Origin of the sequence: Chryseobacterium sp. BGARF1 (genome assembly GCF_001677955.1) — a bacterium.
Classification (GTDB): Bacteria; Bacteroidota; Bacteroidia; order Flavobacteriales; family Weeksellaceae; genus Chryseobacterium.
In genome coordinates this window covers 1-20,305 of the sequence record NZ_LELA01000106.1, presented here as the reverse complement: position 1 = coordinate 20,305, position 20,305 = coordinate 1, and the positions used below count along the sequence as shown (strand labels likewise).

Here is a 20,305-nt window from a genome sequence, read left to right as displayed (position 1 = left end):
AGAATCAACTTGATATAAATTTAGAAAAAATTTTTAAACTATTTTAAATTATTTAAAGCATTTTCCAGTTTCGGCATCATTGTTTCGATTTCGGTGATATCTAAACCACCTACAGAAGCTCTGAACCAAGGCTCAGACTTCGATTCTCCAAATGCAGAGAAAGGAACTAAAGCTACACCTGCTTCATTAATTAGATAGAAAACCAAATCTGAAGAATTTTCAATAATTGATCCATCAGGTTTTGTTTTTCCAATATAATCTAACTTGATTGTCAGGTAAAGTGCTCCCATCGGTTCGATACTTTCAACAGATAAACCTTTAGTTTTTAAATCCTGGATCCCATTGTGAAGAACTTTTAAACTTGCTTCTAATTTCCCTTTAAAATCATTGATAAATGTGTTTACATTTTCTGCATTCTGGAAATATTTTGCAGTTGCTTCCTGTTCCGGTTTTGGAGCCCAAGCTCCAACGTGAGTCAATAAAGCTTTCATTTTATCAATAATATGAGCCGGACCGAATCCCCATCCTACACGCACTCCGGTTGCAGCAAGACATTTAGAAATACCTTCGATGTAGATTGTAAATTCTCTCATTTCCGGGAAAAGTGAAACAGGATCTACATGTTTAGCTCCAAAAGTAAGATTAGAATAGATCTGATCATACATTAAGTACAAAGGCTTTTCGTCTGCTCCTCTTTTTGCATTTTCTTCCAAAATCATTTCACAGATTTCTCTTAGCTGAGCTTCTGTAAACATCGTTCCAGTAGGATTTAACGGCGAACAAAGCGCTAAAAGTACTGCTCCGTTTAAGTGTGGTTTTAAATCTGCAGCAGTTGGTAAAAAATTGTTTTCGGGAGTTGTTTTAACTTCAATTGCGTCTGCAGAAGTAAGATAAGCATAATGATTGTTGTTCCAAGACGGTGTAGGATAAATTACCTTGTCACCTTCGTCAACGATTACTTTATAAACCGCATAGATCAAAGGTCTTGAACCTGCTGTGATCAAGATATCGTTTGCAGAATAATCCAAATTCCATCTTGTTTTCAAGTCTTTAGAAACTTCATTTCTTAATGACAACAATCCGTTTGCAGGCGGATAATTGGTTAAGTTATTCTGATACGCTTTCTGAATTTCTTCTTTTAATTCTGCAGGAATCGGGTAAAGATTTGAGTTCAAATCACCAATCGTAAGATTAGCAATCTCTGCCCCTTTCGCCTTTAAATCATTTACTTCATTACCAATTTTTACAATTTCAGAACCAATAAGGTTCGCTGCTAATTTTGAAACTTTCACTTTTATTTACTTTTAATATATTAGATTTTTAGGTGTGAGGAATTAGGTTATAGTATTTAGAATTATAAATTAATTAGATACTTGTTATGTTATTAATGCTTGATTTTAACGCAAAGTTCGCAAAGTTTTTTAAACAACTAAATGTTTTTAAGTTCGCAAAGGCGTTTCACTCAGCAAAGAACACAAAAGTTTTCAATAAATGACTAAAATTAATGATAATCAAAATCATTAAACTATTACCTAAAACCTAATTCCTGCAACCTTATTTTAATTCAACTGAAGGTCTTCTCTTACTTCTTCTATTTTTGCTTCCAAAACTTTCAACGTTTCTTCAAAATCTTCTTTTGAAGTTATGGTCTCTTTCACAGAAACATAAAATTTGATTTTCGGTTCTGTTCCTGAAGGTCTTACGCAAACTTTTGTTCCGTCTTGCGTGTAATAAATCAACACGTTAGATTTTGGAATCTCATCCATCACCTGTTTTTTATTTTCAGAAACAACGAAATTGGTTTGCTCTTTAAAATCTTTCACTTCTTCTACAAGAGAGCCAGCTAATGATTTTGGAGGATTTTCACGGAAATTTTTCATCATATTCTGAATTTCTTCCGCTCCGTCTCTTCCTTTTTTAACGATATTAATTAAACCTTCGTAATACATCCCGGTTTCCTGATAGATCTCAATCATGTATTCATACATCGTTTTTCCGTTGGCTTTACACCAAGCTGCAATTTCGCAAGCTAAAATGATACTTCCACAAGAATCTTTGTCACGAACGAAATCTCCGGTCATAAAACCGAAACTTTCTTCACCACCACAAACAAATTTTTCCTGACCTTCAAAATCACGGATCATTTTTCCTATCCATTTGAAGCCTGTCAATCCAACTTTACAGTCAACACCGAATTTTTCAGCAATATCAAAGAAAATATCTGAAGTTACAATCGTAGAACCGATAAATTCTTTTCCGGTAATTCTTCCTTGTTTTTTCCACTGATCTAAAATATAATACGTTAAAATAGTATTACATTGGTTTCCGTTTAACAACTGAATTTCGCCTTCTAAGTTTCTAACAGCAATTCCTAATCTGTCTCCATCCGGATCTGTTCCAATAACGATATCTGCATTGGTAATTTTAGCTAGATCCATCGCCATTTCCAAAGCTGCAGGTTCTTCCGGGTTTGGAGAATCTACCGTAGGGAAATTTCCGCTCGGGATCATCTGCTCCTTAACAAGGTCTACTTTCTTGAATCCTGCTTTTTCCAAAGCTTGTGGAACTGTTGTATAAGTTGTGCCGTGAATAGACGTGAAAACAATATTTAAATTTCCTTTTCCAACATCTTGATAGGTTGAATTTTCGATGCAAGCATCGATATAAACATCATCCTGCTCTTCTCCAATCCATTCGATTAGATTATCATTTCCTTCAAATTTAATTTCTTCAAATTTTACAGAATATACTTCATTAATGATTGCTTCATCATGTGGTGGAACGATTTGTGCACCGTCATTCCAATATACTTTATATCCGTTGTATTCTGGTGGATTGTGAGAAGCCGTTAAAACAATTCCTCCGTTGCATTTTTTATCACGAACGGTAAAAGATAATTCCGGAGTTGGTCTGTGATTTTTAAACAACAAAACTTTAATTCCGTTTGCTGTTAAAACATCAGCTACCAGTTTTCCGAATTCTTTTGAATTGTGACGAACGTCATAAGCAATCGCAACACTGATCTCCTCACCTTGAAACTGCTCTAGCATATAATTGGCAAGACCTTGTGTTGCCTGACCTAATGTATATTTATTTAAGCGATTGGTCCCAACACCCATTATTCCTCTCATTCCTCCGGTTCCGAACTCTAATTCTCTGTAAAAAGAGTCTTCCAAATCAGGAGAATTGCTGTCGATTAAAGATTGAACAGCATCCCTTGTTTCTTTATCAAAGGTGTCACTTAACCAAAGTTTCGCTTTTTCTAATGTTGTCATATTTGTATGTTTTTGAGGTTGGAAGTTTGAAGCAGGGAGCAGGAAGTCTCCATCATACAGCTTTAGGCTTCCAGCCTTTTTTATTCTTTTATTTGATTTCTGAAAGCTATAACCTGATTCATTAAACTATAACTTTCATTATATAATTTACTAAACTCTTCTTCAGAAATATATTTTCTGTTTTTTGCTTTATAAAGACAAGTCACTACTTCAGCTAATGAGCGTATTGAATATCCTAAAAATTTTCTAAACTCTAATTTAGACTGCAAAATACTTCCTTCAGAAATATTTAATGCAATAGAATCAGACGCTCTTCTAATATTAATAAATTTTAAAACTTCAAACCTACTTAACTTCCATCATCCCTCTTCTAACTTCCGGCTTCTAATTCAATTTCTTATTCTCCACCCTCGTAGTTTTATCCACTTTAAAAGCTCTGATTGGATCATTATAATACACAAATTTTGCTGTATTTTTTACAGTTCCTTTCAGTGTATCTTTTACGTTAACTTCTGCATAGTTTCCATTTTGAGAATCTACATTTAAGTTGACGATTTTCCAATAAGGAGCAATTAAACTTGCTGTATCTGAGATCTTTATTACCGCATCTTTAGTTTCACCTAAAAAATTAGCACGGCTTCTATTCTGCATATCAATTTCCGCTCTTCTTGTGTTCAATGAACCCATAAAAGTAGCGTAATTTTTTAAATTTAATTTGAAATTATCAGTTTTAATTTCACTAGAAATATTCATTTCCACAGAGTCTGAAATTGAAATTTTCTCCAGATTGTATTTTGAATAAATCGTGATATTATAAAAATCAACACCTTTTGTTTTTCGGCTTTCTTTTATAGATAAAGTCTTATCGTCCACATCAATATCCAAATTTCCGGCTATGTTTGGGTAGGTTTCTACTTCCACAAAGTTTTTCGGTCCTCTTGCATAAAATACACGAAATTTCCCTTCAAGGTCAAGGTTTACAAATTCTTCAACATCAATTTCTTTCTTCTCTAAATTTCCTTTTGGAGAAATTTTACCACAGGAAAATATAGCCAGTAAACTTATTCCTACAACTATTTTTTTCATTATTTACTTTTTTTATAAAGCCATGTTAGTTTTTTACCATCAGTATTCCTTAAAAGCAAATATTTTTTGTCAACAACAGAATAATTAAACTTTATTGGCTCAGGCAGATTAGAATATTGCATAACCAAAGTGTTATTTTTTAAAGCATAAGTACCCTCACTCTTATTTTTGTTTCCCAACGATAAAAAAGACAAATCATCTTTAAATTCCAATGTACCAGTACCATACTCTTCGTTGATGTTATTCAACATTTTAGCATCAACTTCGTATCTTTCGCCTTCATTAATGCTGATAAATTCCCATTGCGAAGTTATCGGCTCTGTCTGTTTCACTTCTGAACATGATAGAAACAAGGTACATAGAATTAATAGATAAAATTTCATACAGCTTATATCACTTCGTCAATATTATAATTCTTATGTTCTCTGTTGGTTCTGATGATCATTTCTCCCAAGAATCCTGCAATGAAAAGCAATGTTCCCATCAACATCATCGTTAATGCAATAAAAAACCAAGGATTATTGGTAATTAAATGTCCGTAAATTCCTCTTGCTACATCAATCAGTTTCGAAATTCCCAACCAAAAAGCTGAAAGAAAACCTACGATAAACATAATGGTTCCTACGGCTCCGAAAAAATGCATTGGTCTACCGCCAAAACGACTTACAAACCAAAGAGTTACCAAATCTAAAAATCCTCGCACGAATCTTTCGGTTCCAAATTTTGATGTTCCATAAGGTCTTGCCTGATGCGGAACTTCTTTTTCTGTAATTCTTCTGAAACCAGCATTTGCAGCTAAAACGGGAATATATCGGTGCATATCTCCATACACATCAATCGATTTTACAACCTGTTTTTTATACGCTTTCAGACCACAGTTGAAGTCGTGCAAATAAACTCCTGAAACTTTTCTTGCCGCAGCGTTGAAAAGTTTTGAAGGAATATTTTTGGTCATTACATTATCAAAACGCTTTTTCTTCCAACCCGAAACAATGTCGTAATTGTCTTCAATCACCATTCTGTAAAGCTCAGGAATTTCTTCCGGGAAGTCTTGTAAATCGGCATCCATAGTGATAACAACATCACCGTGTGCTCTTTCAAAAGCAGCATGTAAAGCCTGAGATTTTCCGTAATTTCTGGAAAATTTTATTCCGTGGATTTGTGGATGCTGAACTTTTAAATTCTCAATAATGCTCCACGACAAATCTGTACTTCCGTCATCGATAAACCAAACTTCATAAGATAAGTTACTGGTTTTACAAACGTTGTCGATTCTTGTAAATAACTCTTCGAGAGACTCCTCTTCGTTGAGTAACGGAATTACTATAGATAAATTCATTTAATTTTAATAAAAATTAGTCTTGATTAATTGCTTCCTGATGGTTTGTTTTCTTTCTGAAAAACGCCCCAAAAAAGACAGACAAAATTACGTAAAATATAAGAATTGCGGCAAAATATCCTGAAAAATGACTCGCAGTAAGCATATCTTTATCTTTTATTATCGCAGGATCAAACCTTTGAAGGCCTTCCTGATATTTTTGCTCTAGCTCATCAATATCTTTTTGATGCTTCAGAATCTTTTTTGCAGATTGATATTCTTTATCCAATTCAGATTTTTGACGGTGTACATATTGGTAATTTAACAGCTTTTTCGCATCAGTATCGATGAAATTTAAGAAAGAAAAGATACTTACAATAGACAAAATTCCGCCTACAAACATTGGAACGAATGCTCTTTTAAAAGCTTCCTTAAAATTCATTTGATGGTTGTTCCAGTGAGATTTTACAGACCAAAAAGCAAATAAAACATAGACAATCGGCAAAACGAAAGCGTTGACTTTCAAGGTTGTATCAAAATACTCGATACCTGAAAAAAATGTGTAGACTACAAAAAAAATGGCCATTGTAACGGCATACAGTAAAATTCCTAGGGTAAGTGGACTTTTCGTCATAATTAAAGTTTTTAGAAAATTTCTTAAAAAATATTGGTCTAAATTTCAGCGTTTTAGCTTTAATAAAGGGATTTTTAGAGATTTTTTCTGTAATAATATTTTTAAATTTAAAATAAGTTCCTATATTTGCAACGGCAAGTCCTAAACAACCAGCTCCTGAGAATCCTCCAGGGTGGGAACGCAGCAAAGGTAATTGGTTGAGCGGTGTGATTTAGGTAGCTTGCCATTTTTTTATTTTTATAAATTAAGAGATTAAGATGATTTTATTTAAATTACTTAATCTCTTAATTTTTTTTGTTATATATCGAAGCTTTCTCCAAGTTTAGGTAAAACCAGTTCAACATTCTTATCGGCAAAATGTTTTGCAGCACTATCATGATTAATTGCTATTGCAGGGAAAGTATCAAAATGACATCCGATTACTTTTGGAGTTTTCAATAATTCTGACGCTGCAAAAGCCGCTTTTCTCGCACACATTGTATAATGACCGCCAATTGGAAGGATTGATAAGTCTAAATTCCCATACAAAGCCAGAAACAACTGCATATCTGCCATTACTCCTGTATCTCCTGCCAAATATACATTTTTACCTTCAGGAAGTCTGAAAATATATCCTACAGGGACACCTCCATAAGTTCCATCAGGAAACGAACTTGTATGATGAGCCGGAACCATAGAAATTTTAAGATCATCGATTTTTGCCGACCCTCCCAAGTTTACATCATCAGTATTTTTAGCATTTTTAAAATAAGCACAGATTTCCGGCTGACCGATAATTGTAGCTTCAGGGTAATGCTGCAAAACCTCTCCTACATCAGCAATATGATCTCCGTGAGCGTGAGTGATTAAAATATAATCGATTTTTTGAGCCGAAATATCAAACCCTGATTCCGCTTTTTTGTAGTTGTAAAAAGGGTCACAAAGAATCGTTTTGTCTTTGTACGTGAACAAAAAACAGTTTTGTCCTAAGTATTGTATTTTCATTGTAAATTTATTTTTATGTTTATTTATGGATCTATTACTCTTTCTACCTTCACCGACATACTGCTATTGTAAAAATAAATCAAGTATAAACAAAATGCTATTATTAAAATTTGAAATATGATAATGATGAAATGAGGTTTGCTTCTATGTTTTAAAATCGAAAAAGAAATAACAAAATCAATTAATAAAATTACCCCTAAAACAATCGGTATAATTGCAATTTCAGATATTAAAAGCTTTCCAAATATCAACTCTTTAGCTAATAGTAAAAAAAAGCCTATTGGAAAAAGTACTGAAATCCATGAAATAATTTTGTAAAACCTGTTGCTCATGATTACTTCTGTGGAAATTTATCTTCAATTAATCTCAGATTAATTCCGTGTTCTAAGTAAGCTTTGCAGCCATCTAAAACGGTTGTAAAACCTCCTGTGTTGTCATTAATTACAGATAAAAGTTCATCTCCTTTTTCAGAATACCCATAACTTTTGATAATGACCAAAGTTCCTTTTTCCATTTCTTTGAACTCGTAATCTACATTGTTGGAAAACAATCCCCACTCTGTTCTTATAAGCTGATCTGGAATGATCTGGAGAGTTTTTACTTCAGATTTCGCATTATACATTTCCCATTCCCAAACAATAGTTTTACCTTCTTCCAGCTTGCCTGTTGATTTAGTAAACCAAAAATTGGTGGTAATTTCGGGATTAATAAACGCTTCAAAAACCTCATGAATAGGTTTTCTGATTAGCATCTGAGCCTGAACAAATATTTTAGATTCCATAACAGAAAATTTTAGCTAAAATAATTAAGACCTACAGCCGTTAAAACTGCCATCATCAAAGTAAGAATTCCTACCTGTTTCAAAAACGGATCAAGTTGTTTTGGCTCTTTTACCGCCATAATATTTCTTCTCAATTTCGCAACTGGAATCAACAAAATCATTACAATAAACACGTAATAATTTTGCATTTGAATAAACCCGTTTATTCCTAAAAATACAAGAATCAAAATCAATGGAAGCTGCAATAAAACCATTTGGTAAATCATTGCATTTCTAAAACCAATTCTCAAAGCAAGACTGTTTTTCCCTGATAATCTGTCGCTTTCAATGTCACGCATATTATTCAGATTCAAAACTGCCATACTCATCATTCCGATTGCGGTTCCCGGTAAAAGAATATCCCAAGAAAAATTTTTTGTAAATAGAAAATAACTTCCACAAACTGAAACTAAACCAAAGAATATAAATACGAAAACATCGCCCAATCCCATATATCCGTAAGGTTTTTTACCAACCGTATAACCAATTGCTGCCAAAATACTCGCCACTCCCAATCCGATGAAAATATAAAACTCATTCATAAATTCAGGAATAAAAGCCAAATATAAAAGGGCAATTGTCGCTACAAAAGATAAAACAGAGAATAAAATCACTGCATTTTTCATCTGTTGTGCAGTAATTCTTCCTGATGCAACTGCTCTGGCTTCTGCTTCACCAATCCTCTTGGCATCGGTTCCTTTTACACCATCTCCGTAATCATTGGCATAGTTTGATAAAACCTGATACAGCAAAGTCACTAAAAGCGCCAAAGCAAAGATCTTCCAATCCCAAATTCCCCCATCTTCATTAAGTCTCCATTTTGCAATGAAAGAACCCATAATAATTCCGCTTAACGAAAGCGGTAACGTTCTAAGCCTTGCAGCTTTTATCCAATCGACCATAATTATAATTGATAAGAGATAATTGATTAATGATATATCGATTATCATTAATTAATTATCATTTATTTTTTAGATGTTTCTATTTTATAAATGCAGTAATTCAACAGTTTTTTGAGCTTTGTAAAGTTTAAAGCAACGATTTTGAAGCGTCCTGCAGAGGTATAAAAAGTGATACTTCCTAAGTTTGTTTTTCTTTGCCAAAAATACTGAGAAATTTTCACAGTTTGAAGCTTTTCTACCTCAAAAGTTCGGTTATCGATGTCCCAAATTCCTGATTTTAATCTTATAAATCTTTCGCTGTAAAACAATTTTAAATTTTTAAAAGAAATCAGAATAAACAATTCCGCTAGAACAACATAGATAACTACTAAAAACCAATAGTTTATGAATAACTCTTTTTCAATAAAGAAAACGAGAAACAAAGGCAGAACGATCCATTGAAAAGTGTGGACGATAATTAATCTGAAATTAGGTTTTAACTCATTTTCAAAAACAGGATCTTCATTCCAAATTGTTGAGATCAGTTTTGCTTTTTCTGTATTATTAATTCCGGGAACGGCTGCAACTTTCTTTTCATCTTCCTCATTTTTTCCAATCTGAAGAAATTTCACAAAAGAAATTTTCATTTTCTTCTGAATCCAGTTCTGTGTTTCTGTGATCACCTGAACTTTTGATTTGTTCACAATTGAATTTCGGGTATTGAATAATCCGTACTCAAAAGAAAAACTCTGATTATTTTCGCTGATCTTAAAGTTGAAAAATTTAATCAACGTACGAACCGTATTGATCAGAATTCCTACAATAATGACAACTACAACAATTCCAAGAATAACAGGAATGGAAAATGCCAAAAACTGAGATTCTAGAGTATCGTAATCTAATTGGGTATCAAACTCGACTTTTTTAAGCAAATTATTCAGCTCAGAAAAACCATAAATCAGTAAACTGACCAGTGCAAAAAAGCTTTGAATATAATTTGCCGTTATTCCATATTTTAAAATACTGAGCGTTGAAATTTTTATTGAACGAAGCTTTTCAACTTCCTGATCTTCGGCAATTTCAATATCCCCTATTAAAGTATTTTCGAGTTTTGTTTCTGTTAAAAGATATTTCTTAAGGTCAACTGCGTTCTGTTTCGTCAATGCCGAAATTTTGACTTCTTTTTCAGAGCTTCCAGGAGTATCGATTTCGAGTTTGTAGATATTAAAAAACCGATGAACAAAAGGCTGTGAAATATTAACCTCCTGAATATTTTCTTTTTTAATCTTAGTCACCGATGTATTGATGATTCCTTCGTGAATGACGAATTCTTCGTTTTCTTCATCAATATAATATTTAAAATGATAGTATTGCAAAACCGCAGAAACAATAAGAATTAAGAGTCCGGCAATAATTGCAAGAACAATAATCCAAGGTTCTATCTTCTCTTTTCTGACAAAAAAAAGGATGACAAAAACCCATAAGTTTTTAATCACCATTCCGATATTGTACAGAAAAAGCAATACGATACCCGTTTTCGACTGTCTTTGCGGTTTAAAAAAAGAATTAAGCTTTTCCTCCATCTTCTGTTTTTTCTTTCGAAATTGTTCCTCTGATGTGATGATTAATTCCTTCAGCAATATCTTCAGGAAGACCGTTTACAGTAACATCTCCACCGCTAACACCGGCTGTAAAAACCGAGACCGATCTTAAGCCCAATATTTTAGAGAACCAGCCCTGCTCTACTTTGATGTGCTGAATCCTGTTGAACGGAACAATAATTACACTTCGTTTCAGCCAGCCATATTGGTACACCAAATCCTTTTCACGAACTGCGTATTTTCTGAACTTAAAACCGATCAGCGCATTCAGAAAAATAAAAACGATCATCAGAAAAATTCCAATGACAATCGCCCAAATCTGAATTAGACTCAAATTGAAATAAAAAAAATAAAAAGCTACAGTAACCGCTCCGATTAGAAAAACAGAAAACAAACCCAGATTAAATAAAATAATCTTAAGGTATTTTGGTGAAACTGCCGTCAGTTTTAAATCCTCGAAATCAGGAATTTCGAAATCTAAGATTTGTGGGTTTTGAAAATTTTGCTCCATATTATAAAGATCTCTCGCAGATTTTCCAGATAAGGCAAATTCTTATTATCTATTGTCTGCAAGATCATCCGAAAGAATAAATTAAATTTTAAAACTCAGTTTAGGTCTGAGCATAGCGCAGTAAATCAGCATTAAAAAACCAAAAATTAAATAATAAGATTCTTTGGGAGAATAGTAAATAAGTTTATTCCAGAAGTTGGCATTAGCATAATTATATTGATTCATATTCGAATACATCATATGTTCATCAGTTCCACACATGGTATATTCTACTATTTTCAAAGGTTTTTTATAAAGGACATATAAACTGTTGGTTTCATCCATATCAAGACCGTACATTTCCTGTTTCGTTTTCAGCATAATATTAAGCAAACCTATAATATCTGCATAAACATTTTTGTCGGAAAGTTGAAACCGTATTCCGGTTTGATCAATATCATTTTCTACTAACTGATCGATCTCTTTAATGAAATTCTTTTCAGTTATTGCGTCAAAATCAGGCTTTACGTTGATTGTTTTGCAATTCCATCCCTCTTTCGGAATTTGTGTATATTCCGGAATCTTTTCTCCCTTTTTAGCTTTATAAGGAAGTCCAATATCCAATACTCTCATGTTCACTTGATCGTAAACAGGCGTAGCGTGGTATATAAACAAAAGAGGAACTAAAAGAGCACTGATAATTCCGGCAACATAATATATCTTTTTATGCTTTCTCATACCCAATTGGTTTTTAGAACTTCCCTAAAATTACAAAATAATAGGTAATGAAATCACTCATTACCTATTACTTATTATTTATATTTTAAGAGATCCACTGGTCTTTCCCAAAGTCTGGCTTTCTCTTTTCAAGGAATGCATTTCTACCTTCTTTTGCTTCTTCGGTCATGTATGCCAAACGGGTTGCTTCACCCGCAAAAACCTGCTGACCAACCATTCCGTCGTCTGTAAGGTTCATGGCAAACTTCAACATTCTAATTGACATTGGAGATTTAGCTAAAATTTCCTGCGCCCATTCGTAAGCAGTATCTTCAAGTTCGTCGTGAGGAATTACAGCATTTACCATTCCCATATCGAAAGCTTCCTGTGCATTATAATTTCTTCCTAAAAAGAAAATCTCACGTGCTTTTTTCTGTCCAACCATTTTCGCTAAATAAGCAGAACCGTAACCACCGTCAAAGCTCGTTACATCAGCATCAGTTTGCTTGAAAATAGCGTGTTCTTTACTTGCCAGCGTCAAATCACAAACTACATGAAGCGAGTGACCGCCACCAACTGCCCATCCCGGAACAACCGCAATCACAGCTTTTGGCATAAAACGGATCAGTCTTTGAACTTCAAGAATATTCAAACGGTGTCTTCCGTCTTCCCCTACATACCCTTGCTGACCTCTTGCTTTTTGGTCGCCTCCGCTGCAGAATGCCCAAACTCCGTCTTTAGAACTTGGCCCTTCTCCTGAAAGCAAAACTACCCCAATTGACGGGTCTTCTGATGCGTCATAAAAAGCATCATACAATTCTGAAGTTGTTTTTGGCCTAAATGCATTACGAATTTCCGGTCTGTTGAAGGCAATTCTTGCCACGCCGTTGCATTTTTTATAAGTAATATCTTCGTATTCCTTTACGGTTTTCCACTCGATCATTTTGTAAAAATTTTCCCCAAATATACGGAATTAAGGAGAAAATTTGATATGGGTAATAGGTAATCGGTAATGAGTGATCAATGTTTCTATATTTTATATTCAAACATAATACTGAAAAGAACCATGATGTAATAATTTAATTGCGATCAAGTTTTATGCTTCTTCCCTTAAGAACGCCGTTAGCTTTTGTCTTCACAAGATCATCCACATAATTTCCCATTAAAGGAAAAGCTCTGTCGCCTACAATTTTATAGTAAGGAAGTGCATATTTTTCTTTCTCATTTTTCACCATTTTAGACAAATCTACCCATGCATCCTCGCCAAATTCCATTTTTTGCGCCTCTACTGTTTTTTCTTTTAGAAATTGGTCATTTTTATAAGGATCACCAGGACTTGCCCATCTTCCCTCTTTTGTTTTGAAAAGGTCGTAAAACTGGTACTTTTCATGATAAAGCTTACCGCAATATTCACTTACAAAAAGTAAAACATTCTTATACTTACCAAATGCCGGGCTGCCGTAATGATCATACGCTTTGAACTCAATAGTATCTTTAGGGTAACCTCCATACACTTTTTCTTTAATCCTGTAAGTACATTCAAAGCCTCCCATATCCAATGACATCGCATTACAATAGTAAGGATCTTCTTTGAAATTCATCGCTATTTTCTCACCAATGAAAATATAAAATTGTGAAAGTATTTGTTCTTCACAGGCAACATAAGGTACACATGGCTCGGGAACAAGCTGCACTTTAATTTTATTCTTGATAATATCTTCAACCTTATATTTCTGGGTGTAATGCTTGTATTTTGCAAAATATAAAGTATCTGTCAACTTTGCTTTTATCGTATAATTTCCTAAGCTGTCTGCGCGCGTAACAAAATCTTTATTTTTTGTAAGCTCCAGATAGGCATCACCATTTCTAATCTTCGCTTTTGTAGCCATTTCCCGATATTTTCTTAAGGTATCGTTAACTGTAATATGCACATAATTTCTGGTTTTTGTAGTATCTCTTGCTACTCCTTTTACGATAACACTCTGAGCCTGAAAAAATAAGGTGATAAAAATAAATAAGAATGAGAATATCTGTCTGCGCACTTCATTTTGGTTTTAGGATTTTTAAAGATATAAAATTGTTTAGGATATGATATTTTTAAACTCCAAACACTTCAAAAAATCTTAAGATATTAAAAATCCGTTACAAGCTTACAGACAAATAACTGTCTTAAAATCTTTCCATTTTCTCAACGCTTAAATTTCTTTTTTATGCTTTTGTGTTAAAAAAGAGATCAGGACTTTATTATGTACCAAAATAAATTTGTTATTTTTTTAATTATTTTTCTCAACTAATTGATAATTATGCTACATTTGAATAACACAAATACAATTAAGATGAAAAAACGCCACATTTCAACTCCTCTATTTTGGTTTATATCTTCCCAATTTGGGATAATCAAAATTTAATACGATCCTCACTTTCCCAATTTGGGAAAGTCTCCCACTAAAGAGTTTCATTCTGTCCCAAATTGGGAAACCTTCTTCCTTTTTTGGTTTGCCCTAAACACATCCAATTTTAAAGTATACTATTAAAACACAAATTATGAGTACAATTAAATTAAACAGCCTTTATATGAATGGGCTACAAAACGCAGAATTCGGTCAACTGATTGTAAGATTCTTTGAAGATTACAATACCAAATCACTAGACATCAATGTCGATCCAGATTTCAAAAGACTTTATGAGGCTTTGCAGAATCAGCTTCCGGCATACAATGCAGCTCTGGATCAAATCAGGGCAAGTGAAGAATCTGAACAGATCTTCAAACTTGATAAAGTGAGGGATCGTGATATACAGGCGCTAAGAGATTCTTTAAAACCCTACAGAAATGCCAAAACACAGACTGAAACCGATGCCTATAATGCAATCCGGCTTCTTATTTCTGAATACAAAGGCGTAGAGGATGATTCTTACGAATCTGAAACCAACAGGCTCAATTCGCTCATTGGAAGATTGCAGTCGCCAGAATTTTATAACTCAGCTTTAACTTTGGGAATCGAAAAATTCATTATGAATCTTGCAGCGTCGAATACAGACTTTAATCAGCTTTTTGCTCAAAGGTCTTTTAAAACTTCTCAGAAAGTAGTAGCCGATGTTAAAATTCTCCGCAAAACACTGGCTTCAGATTACAAAACCATGACCAACTATATCGCTGCAATGGCTTCTGTGAAAGAAGATACCTATTACAAAGATATTCTTATCATTATCAATAATGGAAGGAATTATTTCTCGAATGTGGTTCTTTCAAGAAGAATAGGAAATAAGGATGCGAAGAAGCCTGAGTAATATGGAACCGTCCGAAAAGGAGCATTTTTTTAAATTATTTTGGATATGCTTGAATGCAAATTTTGCATTGATATGCTTCCACTGAATTTCAACAAAAAAAGCCGACTCGTAAGAGTCGGCTTTTATAATTATATTTTATCTAAAATCTTCTTGGGTAGAATTCTGACTAATTGAGGCTTATAATTTTTTTCAAGAATTAAAAACTTCCAATATTTTTTATCTTTTGAAATTGCACACGCTTTCATTTTAGCATTAATAAAATAAATACCCTTTTTTAATACCTTCACATTACCTTGTCCATATTTAGTATTCAAAGCAGTTTCAATTTTATTTTGTGTCTCGTCATTCGTGGAACTGACATCACATTGTAGTTTAAAGCCGTAATTAGTAATAGAAAAATATTCCCCATCAATTAATTCAGGTTTCTCAATCACTCCAAAATTTAAATCCTCTATATCAATTTTTAGAAGTGGATTATTATATGTCACTTCCAGGATCTGCGTCATCTGTTCTTTGGAAATTAATGTGAGATATTTTGGATAAATACAATCTACAGCTTGGTTCATCTTTTTAGCCTTAATACTATTGATAAAATAAGTAAGAGATTTTTTTATCTGAATTTCCTCAGAGCTTCCTTTGGCTTGAGCGAAAGAAAGTATAGATATAAGAACAAATAATGTGGTAATGAATTTATTTTTCATCTTAAAAAATTAGTTTTTTTTGGAACACAAAAGTAATAAAAAAGCCGACTCTTACGAATCGGCTTTTACATTTTTACAATTTATCTAAAATCTTTTTCGGTAGAACTTTCATCAATTGTTTCTTATATTCTTTATCTGCAAAAATCACTTTCCAGTTTTTCTTATCTTTCGATACAGCAACCATTTTCATCGGCGCATTAATGATATAAGCGCCTTCCTTAGCAAGATATTCTACAGTTCCCTGACCATATTTTTTGGTAAGCATTTCTGAAATAGATTTTTTCATTTCTTCGTTCATCGAGCTTACATCGGCTTTCAGTTTTAGATAATAGCTTGTAATTGAGAAATTTTCACCTTCAACTAGCTCAGGTTTTCCTACAGAAATAAATTTCATATCCAGAACATCGATTTTTACAAAAGGATTATTGTAGGTCATGTTCAGCATTTGCGTGAACTGCTCCTTGTTAACGATTGTGAAGAATTTAGGATAAATAGCATCAACCGTCTGGTCTAGCTTTTTATATTTAATCGTATTGGCAAAATAAACCATCGATTTTCTGATTGCCTGATCGTCCGTATTTACCTTTGTTTGTGCGAAAGAAAACAGAGAAATAAGAATAAATAACGATGTAATTAATTTAGTTTTCATGAAATGATCTTATTTAAAAATTATAAAAGCCGCCTCTTTCGAGACGGCCTTCAAATATATTTAAAAATTTCCGATTAAGGAACTTTTACCAATTCTACATCGAAGATTAACCATGCATTTGGTGGAATAACTCCTCCAGCACCTCTTTCTCCGTAACCCATTGCTGGTGGGATTAATAAAGTAGCGGTTTCACCTTCTTTTAATAATAAGATTCCTTCGTCCCATCCTTTGATCACTCTACCTGTTCCTACAGGGAATTCTAAAGGCTCATTTCTTTTGAATGAAGAGTCGAATTCAGTTCCGTTAGTTAATTTACCAGCATAATGTACCTGAACGTTATCACCTGCTTTTGCAGCTTTTCCTTCAGTCTTTTTAGTGATTTTATAGTAAAGTCCAGATTCGGTTACCTGCATTCCAGCTTTTAAATCTTCTAAAGCTTTCTTTGCATCAGCTTCAGCTTTTTCAGCCATTGCTTTGTTGTTAGCAGCGATTTTACCTTTTCCTTCTGTGAAAGTTTTCGCAGCATCATATCCTTTGTACTCATCTCCTTTGCTGAAAATGCTTACTTTTTCAAGTACGATGTCAGTTTTTGGTTTATCCTGAGCTCCTTTTTCTACATTAGCAATTGCATCAATTACATCGTCTCCTTTTACAACTTCACCAAAAATAGTGTGCTTCCCATCTAACCAAGGTGTAGCAATTTCAGTGATGAAGAACTGAGAACCGTTGGTGTTTGGTCCTGAATTCGCCATAGAAAGAATACCTTTTCCTGTGTGTTTAAGGTCGTTTTTCTCGTCTTCAAATTTGTAACCCGGATCTCCCATTCCTGTTCCTTTAGGATCACCTCCCTGAATCATAAAATCTTTAATTACTCTGTGGAAGATGGTTCCGTCGTAAAAAGGAACTCCTTTTGCTTTCGATTTGTTATCGATTTTTCCTTCTGCAAGACCAACAAAGTTAGCCACAGTTACCGGTGATTTTTTGTCTTCAAACTTTACAATAAGGTTACCTTTTGTAGTTTGAATATTAGCATAAAGTCCGTCTTTAAGCCCTTCGTAAGTTTCTTTGTCTACGTTCATCTTTTTATAAATTGGAGTACAGCTTAAAAGCGAAACGCTCGCCGCTGCTAAGATTATATTTTTGTTTAAGAATTTCATGTTAGAGTGCTTTTAATTTTATAATTAAAGGAATATCGTTATCAATTTTATTTTCGTCTCCGTAAGTTCCGTAAGCTAATGATGATGGAACAAGAAGGGTTATTTCTTCACCATCTTTTATATATCGAAGTGCGTTCTCAACTGCTTTAAGCTCATCAAAATGCCCAAATCTTGCATCATTTCTGCTTATGGATTTATCATAAATTTTAGTCTGATCAAAATCGTAAAGATCGTACGAATATGAGATTGTAGACTCATCAGGTCTTCTTTCTCGCTTATCAAAACCGTCGACAGTCGTCCAGTAGTTTAATTGTGTGGGAAAGAATTTAATATTCTGACTGGTAATCCAATCCTGAATCTGTTGTCTTTCAATTGTGTTGAGATTTTTCATTCGGTTTCTGGAAACATCCAAATCACTCTTGCTCAAAACACCGCCAACCGGTGGATGCACCGGATTATTTCTTTTACAGCTCAATAAGCTTAAAATGGATATGAAGAGTATTTTTTTCATAAAAACTTTTGCGAAAATAAGCATTTCGGGAATCAATTACAAAACTTGAGGAATTTATATTTTGAAACTACTGAAATTTAATTAAGAGATTAAGGTCATTAACGATAGTTTTAATTTAGTATTAAAACCAATTACTATTTTGCACTACGGTTTTAAACAAAAAAAAAGTCAGGAAACAATTCCTGACTCTGTATTGATATTTAATTCTAAAATTAAACAGTTTCTAGTGCATGATCAACCAAAACTCTCCATCCGAAAGGATCTTCTGTAAGGTTATTTTGTAAATCTACTAAATCATTTTTAAGAATCACAGCAAAACTTTCTTCGTCTGAAAGCCTAGGTAATTCAAGTTTGTCACCATTATACCCTAAAGCTTGGAAAACCGTTGTAACAACCGCTGTTCCTACTCCCCAAACTTCTTTCAAAGTTCCGTTTTTCTGAGCTTCTACAACATCTTTTACTTTGATAGGCTCTATTTTTATTTCAAAGCCTCTTTTCTTAGCTAATTGAATGAAACTATCTCTTGTAACACCATCCAAAATTTTCTCAGAAGTAGGTGGCGTATAAATCGTATCGTTGATTCTTACGAAAACATTCATTGTTCCACTTTCTTCGAAATATTCGTGAGTAGCATCGTCAGTCCAGATAATCTGGTCATAACCTTCTTCCATTGCCAATTGAGTTGGGTAGAAAGAAGCTGCATAGTTACCTGCCGCTTTAGCAGAACCTACACCACCACTTGCTGCTCTAGAATAGTGATCAGAAATTTTCACAGATACAGGCTCAGTGTAATACATTTTTGCAGGTGTTGCCACGATTGCAAACATATATTTATTAGATACTCTCGCTTTTAAAGCTTCTTCAGTAGCAAAAATTAATGGTCTAATATATAAAGAATTACCTTCTCCTTGAGGAACCCATTCTCTGTCGATATCAATCAAAGCTTTCAAGCCTTCTAAAAAGATTTCCTCCGTAACCGAAGGCATTGCCAAACGATTTGCAGATTTATTGATACGCTCAAAATTCTTTTCTGGCCTGAAAAGGAAAACCTGTCCATCTTTATCTTTGTAGGCTTTCATACCCTCAAAACAAGCTTGTCCATAATTCACTCCCATCATCGCAGGTGTAAACAATAAAGGCCCGTAAGGAACCAATTTTACCTCGCCCCATTTTCCATCTTCGTACTCACAAATGATCATGTGATCACTGAAAGTACCTCCAAAAGAAAAATTATTGGGATCGAAAGTAGAAATTCTAGAGTTTTCTGTTTTTTGAATTATCATTTCTTAAAATTTTTATGATGTTCTACAAATTTAACATAATTTTCCAAATATAAAAATTTTAGATTAAATTTGAAAAAAATTACTTTGGAAAGAGAAATAAAGACCACCAACGACGGAAGTAAAACACTGTTTATCAGTGAATTAAATGAAAACTATCATTCTCACCATGGGGCTCTTCAAGAAGCCGAACATGTATTTATTAAAAATGGATTAAATTTAATAAATGATTACGAAATTAACATTTTAGAACTCGGTTTTGGAACAGGTTTGAATGTTTTGGTAACAATTAATGAATATTTAAAAACTGACAAAAATCATGTCATCAACTATTTTACCCTTGAAAAATATCCAATAAACGAGTCTGAAATTGAAAACTTAGCCTACTTTGAGCTTTTTGATAACATTGAATTAAAAAATATTTATCAAAAAATTCATCAATCTGAATGGGGAAAATCAGTAGAAATTATTCCAGGTTTTCATTTACATAAGATTCAATGTGATTTTTTTGACCTTAAAAATATTGATTTACCGAAAATTAACCTTGTCTATTACGATTGTTTCGGAGCAAGAGTACAGCCAGATCTTTGGGAAATGCCTTTATTTGAAATGGTTTCCGACAAAATGAATGTAAACGGACTATTAACAACCTATTCTTCTAAAGGAAGTGTAAGAAGGATTTTACAAGACCTTAATTTTAAAGTTGAAAAAAAACAAGGTCCTCCCGGAAAAAGAGAAATGATTAATGCGATAAAGCTATAATTTATAAATGATGAATGATAAGTTATTGAATATAGAAGTCTTTAATTTTAAACTTGTTTAAAATTTTTATTTAACCACAAAAGAGGCAAAAGATTTAGATACTTTTATCTAAAGTTGATGAGTACAAAGAAAAAAGCACACAAAAATCTTT

The 20,305-nt window shown here is 33.3% G+C and carries 22 protein-coding genes and 1 other RNA gene; 3 read left to right on the top strand and 20 right to left on the bottom strand.

The features are described 5' to 3' along the window. Window positions 1-38 precede the first annotated feature (38 nt). The 7 genes from AB671_RS18805 to AB671_RS18780 all read right to left on the bottom strand — a co-directional run bounded on the left by AB671_RS18805 (window position 39) and on the right by AB671_RS18780 (window position 6,313). A complete protein-coding gene (locus tag AB671_RS18805) occupies window positions 39-1,292 on the bottom strand; it encodes a pyridoxal phosphate-dependent aminotransferase (RefSeq protein WP_066677630.1) in 1,254 nt (417 codons plus the stop codon). A 267-nt stretch (window positions 1,293-1,559) separates the two neighbouring features. After that, window positions 1,560-3,275, bottom strand: a complete 1,716-nt coding sequence (locus AB671_RS18800) for a phospho-sugar mutase (RefSeq protein WP_066677628.1) — start codon at window positions 3,273-3,275, stop codon at window positions 1,560-1,562. 80 nt (window positions 3,276-3,355) lie between these two features. Next, window positions 3,356-3,595 (bottom strand): four helix bundle protein, encoded by a 240-nt coding sequence (locus AB671_RS22060; RefSeq protein WP_228390917.1) that lies wholly within the window; start codon window positions 3,593-3,595, stop codon window positions 3,356-3,358. Window positions 3,596-3,659: 64 nt separating this feature from the next. Next, window positions 3,660-4,361, bottom strand: coding sequence for a GIN domain-containing protein (locus AB671_RS18795; protein ID WP_066677626.1), 702 nt, complete (start codon window positions 4,359-4,361; stop codon window positions 3,660-3,662). Next, window positions 4,361-4,693, bottom strand: coding sequence for a hypothetical protein (locus AB671_RS18790; RefSeq protein ID WP_066677624.1), 333 nt, complete (start codon window positions 4,691-4,693; stop codon window positions 4,361-4,363). Before AB671_RS18790 ends, AB671_RS18795 begins: the two co-directional genes overlap by 1 nt. Window positions 4,694-4,749: 56 nt before the next feature. Continuing rightward, entirely contained in the window at window positions 4,750-5,700 is a 951-nt protein-coding gene (locus AB671_RS18785) for a glycosyltransferase family 2 protein (RefSeq protein WP_066677620.1), read from the bottom strand. 16 nt (window positions 5,701-5,716) lie between these two features. Continuing rightward, complete coding sequence (locus AB671_RS18780) at window positions 5,717-6,313, bottom strand: DUF4199 domain-containing protein (protein ID WP_066677618.1); 597 nt, start codon at window positions 6,311-6,313, stop codon at window positions 5,717-5,719. Window positions 6,314-6,445: 132 nt separating this feature from the next. On the opposite strand from AB671_RS18780, the gene ffs reads away from it, so the two are divergent. Then, window positions 6,446-6,542: signal recognition particle sRNA small type (ffs, locus tag AB671_RS18775), an RNA gene on the top strand. Window positions 6,543-6,610: 68 nt separating this feature from the next. Here ffs and AB671_RS18770 read toward each other — a convergent pair. The 8 genes from AB671_RS18770 to AB671_RS18730 form a co-directional block, all read right to left on the bottom strand. After that, window positions 6,611-7,297 (bottom strand): metal-dependent hydrolase, encoded by a 687-nt coding sequence (locus tag AB671_RS18770; RefSeq protein ID WP_066677616.1) that lies wholly within the window; start codon window positions 7,295-7,297, stop codon window positions 6,611-6,613. Window positions 7,298-7,631: 334 nt separating this feature from the next. Then, window positions 7,632-8,078 (bottom strand): SRPBCC family protein, encoded by a 447-nt coding sequence (locus AB671_RS18760; protein ID WP_066677614.1) that lies wholly within the window; start codon window positions 8,076-8,078, stop codon window positions 7,632-7,634. Window positions 8,079-8,089: 11 nt separating this feature from the next. Continuing rightward, the gene (menA, locus tag AB671_RS18755; RefSeq protein WP_066677612.1) at window positions 8,090-9,019 is read right to left on the bottom strand and encodes a 1,4-dihydroxy-2-naphthoate octaprenyltransferase; all 930 of its coding nucleotides are present in this window, start codon (window positions 9,017-9,019) and stop codon (window positions 8,090-8,092) included. 62 nt (window positions 9,020-9,081) lie between these two features. Continuing rightward, on the bottom strand, window positions 9,082-10,581 hold the full coding sequence (locus tag AB671_RS18750; RefSeq protein WP_066677611.1) for a PH domain-containing protein: 1,500 nt from the start codon (window positions 10,579-10,581) through the stop codon (window positions 9,082-9,084). Next, window positions 10,565-11,110 carry a PH domain-containing protein gene (locus AB671_RS18745; RefSeq protein WP_066677608.1) on the bottom strand — a complete coding sequence of 182 codons (546 nt, stop codon included), beginning with the start codon at window positions 11,108-11,110 and terminating at the stop codon, window positions 10,565-10,567. The genes AB671_RS18750 and AB671_RS18745 overlap by 17 nt, the downstream gene beginning before the upstream one ends. A gap of 81 nt (window positions 11,111-11,191) precedes the next feature. Continuing rightward, window positions 11,192-11,827 carry a hypothetical protein gene (locus tag AB671_RS18740; RefSeq protein ID WP_066677607.1) on the bottom strand — a complete coding sequence of 212 codons (636 nt, stop codon included), beginning with the start codon at window positions 11,825-11,827 and terminating at the stop codon, window positions 11,192-11,194. A gap of 85 nt (window positions 11,828-11,912) precedes the next feature. Beyond that, window positions 11,913-12,749 (bottom strand): 1,4-dihydroxy-2-naphthoyl-CoA synthase, encoded by an 837-nt coding sequence (locus AB671_RS18735; RefSeq protein ID WP_066677606.1) that lies wholly within the window; start codon window positions 12,747-12,749, stop codon window positions 11,913-11,915. Between the two features lie 136 nt (window positions 12,750-12,885). Then, window positions 12,886-13,848, bottom strand: coding sequence for a hypothetical protein (locus tag AB671_RS18730; RefSeq protein WP_082987360.1), 963 nt, complete (start codon window positions 13,846-13,848; stop codon window positions 12,886-12,888). Between the two features lie 502 nt (window positions 13,849-14,350). Here AB671_RS18730 and AB671_RS18725 point away from each other — a divergent pair. Next, window positions 14,351-15,094 (top strand): DUF6261 family protein, encoded by a 744-nt coding sequence (locus AB671_RS18725; RefSeq protein WP_066677604.1) that lies wholly within the window; start codon window positions 14,351-14,353, stop codon window positions 15,092-15,094. Between the two features lie 128 nt (window positions 15,095-15,222). Here AB671_RS18725 and AB671_RS18720 read toward each other — a convergent pair whose 3' ends face one another. The 5 genes from AB671_RS18720 to AB671_RS18700 form a co-directional block, all read right to left on the bottom strand. Further along, complete coding sequence (locus AB671_RS18720) at window positions 15,223-15,795, bottom strand: hypothetical protein (RefSeq protein WP_066677602.1); 573 nt, start codon at window positions 15,793-15,795, stop codon at window positions 15,223-15,225. Window positions 15,796-15,868: 73 nt separating this feature from the next. Beyond that, window positions 15,869-16,444, bottom strand: coding sequence for a hypothetical protein (locus AB671_RS18715; RefSeq protein WP_066677595.1), 576 nt, complete (start codon window positions 16,442-16,444; stop codon window positions 15,869-15,871). A gap of 74 nt (window positions 16,445-16,518) precedes the next feature. Continuing rightward, window positions 16,519-17,523 (bottom strand): peptidylprolyl isomerase, encoded by a 1,005-nt coding sequence (locus AB671_RS18710; protein ID WP_157444261.1) that lies wholly within the window; start codon window positions 17,521-17,523, stop codon window positions 16,519-16,521. A 79-nt stretch (window positions 17,524-17,602) separates the two neighbouring features. After that, entirely contained in the window at window positions 17,603-18,112 is a 510-nt protein-coding gene (locus tag AB671_RS18705) for an FKBP-type peptidyl-prolyl cis-trans isomerase (RefSeq protein WP_066677661.1), read from the bottom strand. Window positions 18,113-18,324: 212 nt separating this feature from the next. Next, window positions 18,325-19,395 carry a branched-chain amino acid aminotransferase gene (locus AB671_RS18700; protein WP_066677589.1) on the bottom strand — a complete coding sequence of 357 codons (1,071 nt, stop codon included), beginning with the start codon at window positions 19,393-19,395 and terminating at the stop codon, window positions 18,325-18,327. A gap of 84 nt (window positions 19,396-19,479) precedes the next feature. Here AB671_RS18700 and mnmD point away from each other — a divergent pair, with 84 nt between their 5' ends. After that, a complete protein-coding gene (gene mnmD / locus AB671_RS18695) occupies window positions 19,480-20,154 on the top strand; it encodes a tRNA (5-methylaminomethyl-2-thiouridine)(34)-methyltransferase MnmD (protein ID WP_066677660.1) in 675 nt (224 codons plus the stop codon). The last annotated feature ends 151 nt before the right edge of the window (window positions 20,155-20,305 follow it).

Bases quoted from the DNA above. Each gene is read 5' to 3' on its own strand.
- AB671_RS18715 (WP_066677595.1), bottom strand. From the start codon at position 16,444: ATGAAAACTAAATTAATTACATCGTTATTTATTCTTATTTCTCTGTTT.
- menA (WP_066677612.1), bottom strand. From the start codon at position 9,019: ATGGTCGATTGGATAAAAGCTGCAAGGCTTAGAACGTTACCGCTTTCG.
- AB671_RS18735 (WP_066677606.1), bottom strand. From the start codon at position 12,749: ATGATCGAGTGGAAAACCGTAAAGGAATACGAAGATATTACTTATAAA.
- AB671_RS18720 (WP_066677602.1), bottom strand. From the start codon at position 15,795: ATGAAAAATAAATTCATTACCACATTATTTGTTCTTATATCTATACTT.
- AB671_RS18795 (WP_066677626.1), bottom strand. From the start codon at position 4,361: ATGAAAAAAATAGTTGTAGGAATAAGTTTACTGGCTATATTTTCCTGT.
- AB671_RS18710 (WP_157444261.1), bottom strand. From the start codon at position 17,523: ATGAACGTAGACAAAGAAACTTACGAAGGGCTTAAAGACGGACTTTAT.
- AB671_RS18770 (WP_066677616.1), bottom strand. From the start codon at position 7,297: ATGAAAATACAATACTTAGGACAAAACTGTTTTTTGTTCACGTACAAA.
- AB671_RS18750 (WP_066677611.1), bottom strand. From the start codon at position 10,581: ATGGAGGAAAAGCTTAATTCTTTTTTTAAACCGCAAAGACAGTCGAAA.
- AB671_RS18780 (WP_066677618.1), bottom strand. From the start codon at position 6,313: ATGACGAAAAGTCCACTTACCCTAGGAATTTTACTGTATGCCGTTACA.
- AB671_RS18740 (WP_066677607.1), bottom strand. From the start codon at position 11,827: ATGAGAAAGCATAAAAAGATATATTATGTTGCCGGAATTATCAGTGCT.
- AB671_RS18745 (WP_066677608.1), bottom strand. From the start codon at position 11,110: ATGGAGCAAAATTTTCAAAACCCACAAATCTTAGATTTCGAAATTCCT.
- AB671_RS18800 (WP_066677628.1), bottom strand. From the start codon at position 3,275: ATGACAACATTAGAAAAAGCGAAACTTTGGTTAAGTGACACCTTTGAT.
- AB671_RS18760 (WP_066677614.1), bottom strand. From the start codon at position 8,078: ATGGAATCTAAAATATTTGTTCAGGCTCAGATGCTAATCAGAAAACCT.
- AB671_RS18725 (WP_066677604.1), top strand. From the start codon at position 14,351: ATGAGTACAATTAAATTAAACAGCCTTTATATGAATGGGCTACAAAAC.
- AB671_RS18785 (WP_066677620.1), bottom strand. From the start codon at position 5,700: ATGAATTTATCTATAGTAATTCCGTTACTCAACGAAGAGGAGTCTCTC.
- AB671_RS18705 (WP_066677661.1), bottom strand. From the start codon at position 18,112: ATGAAAAAAATACTCTTCATATCCATTTTAAGCTTATTGAGCTGTAAA.
- AB671_RS18700 (WP_066677589.1), bottom strand. From the start codon at position 19,395: ATGATAATTCAAAAAACAGAAAACTCTAGAATTTCTACTTTCGATCCC.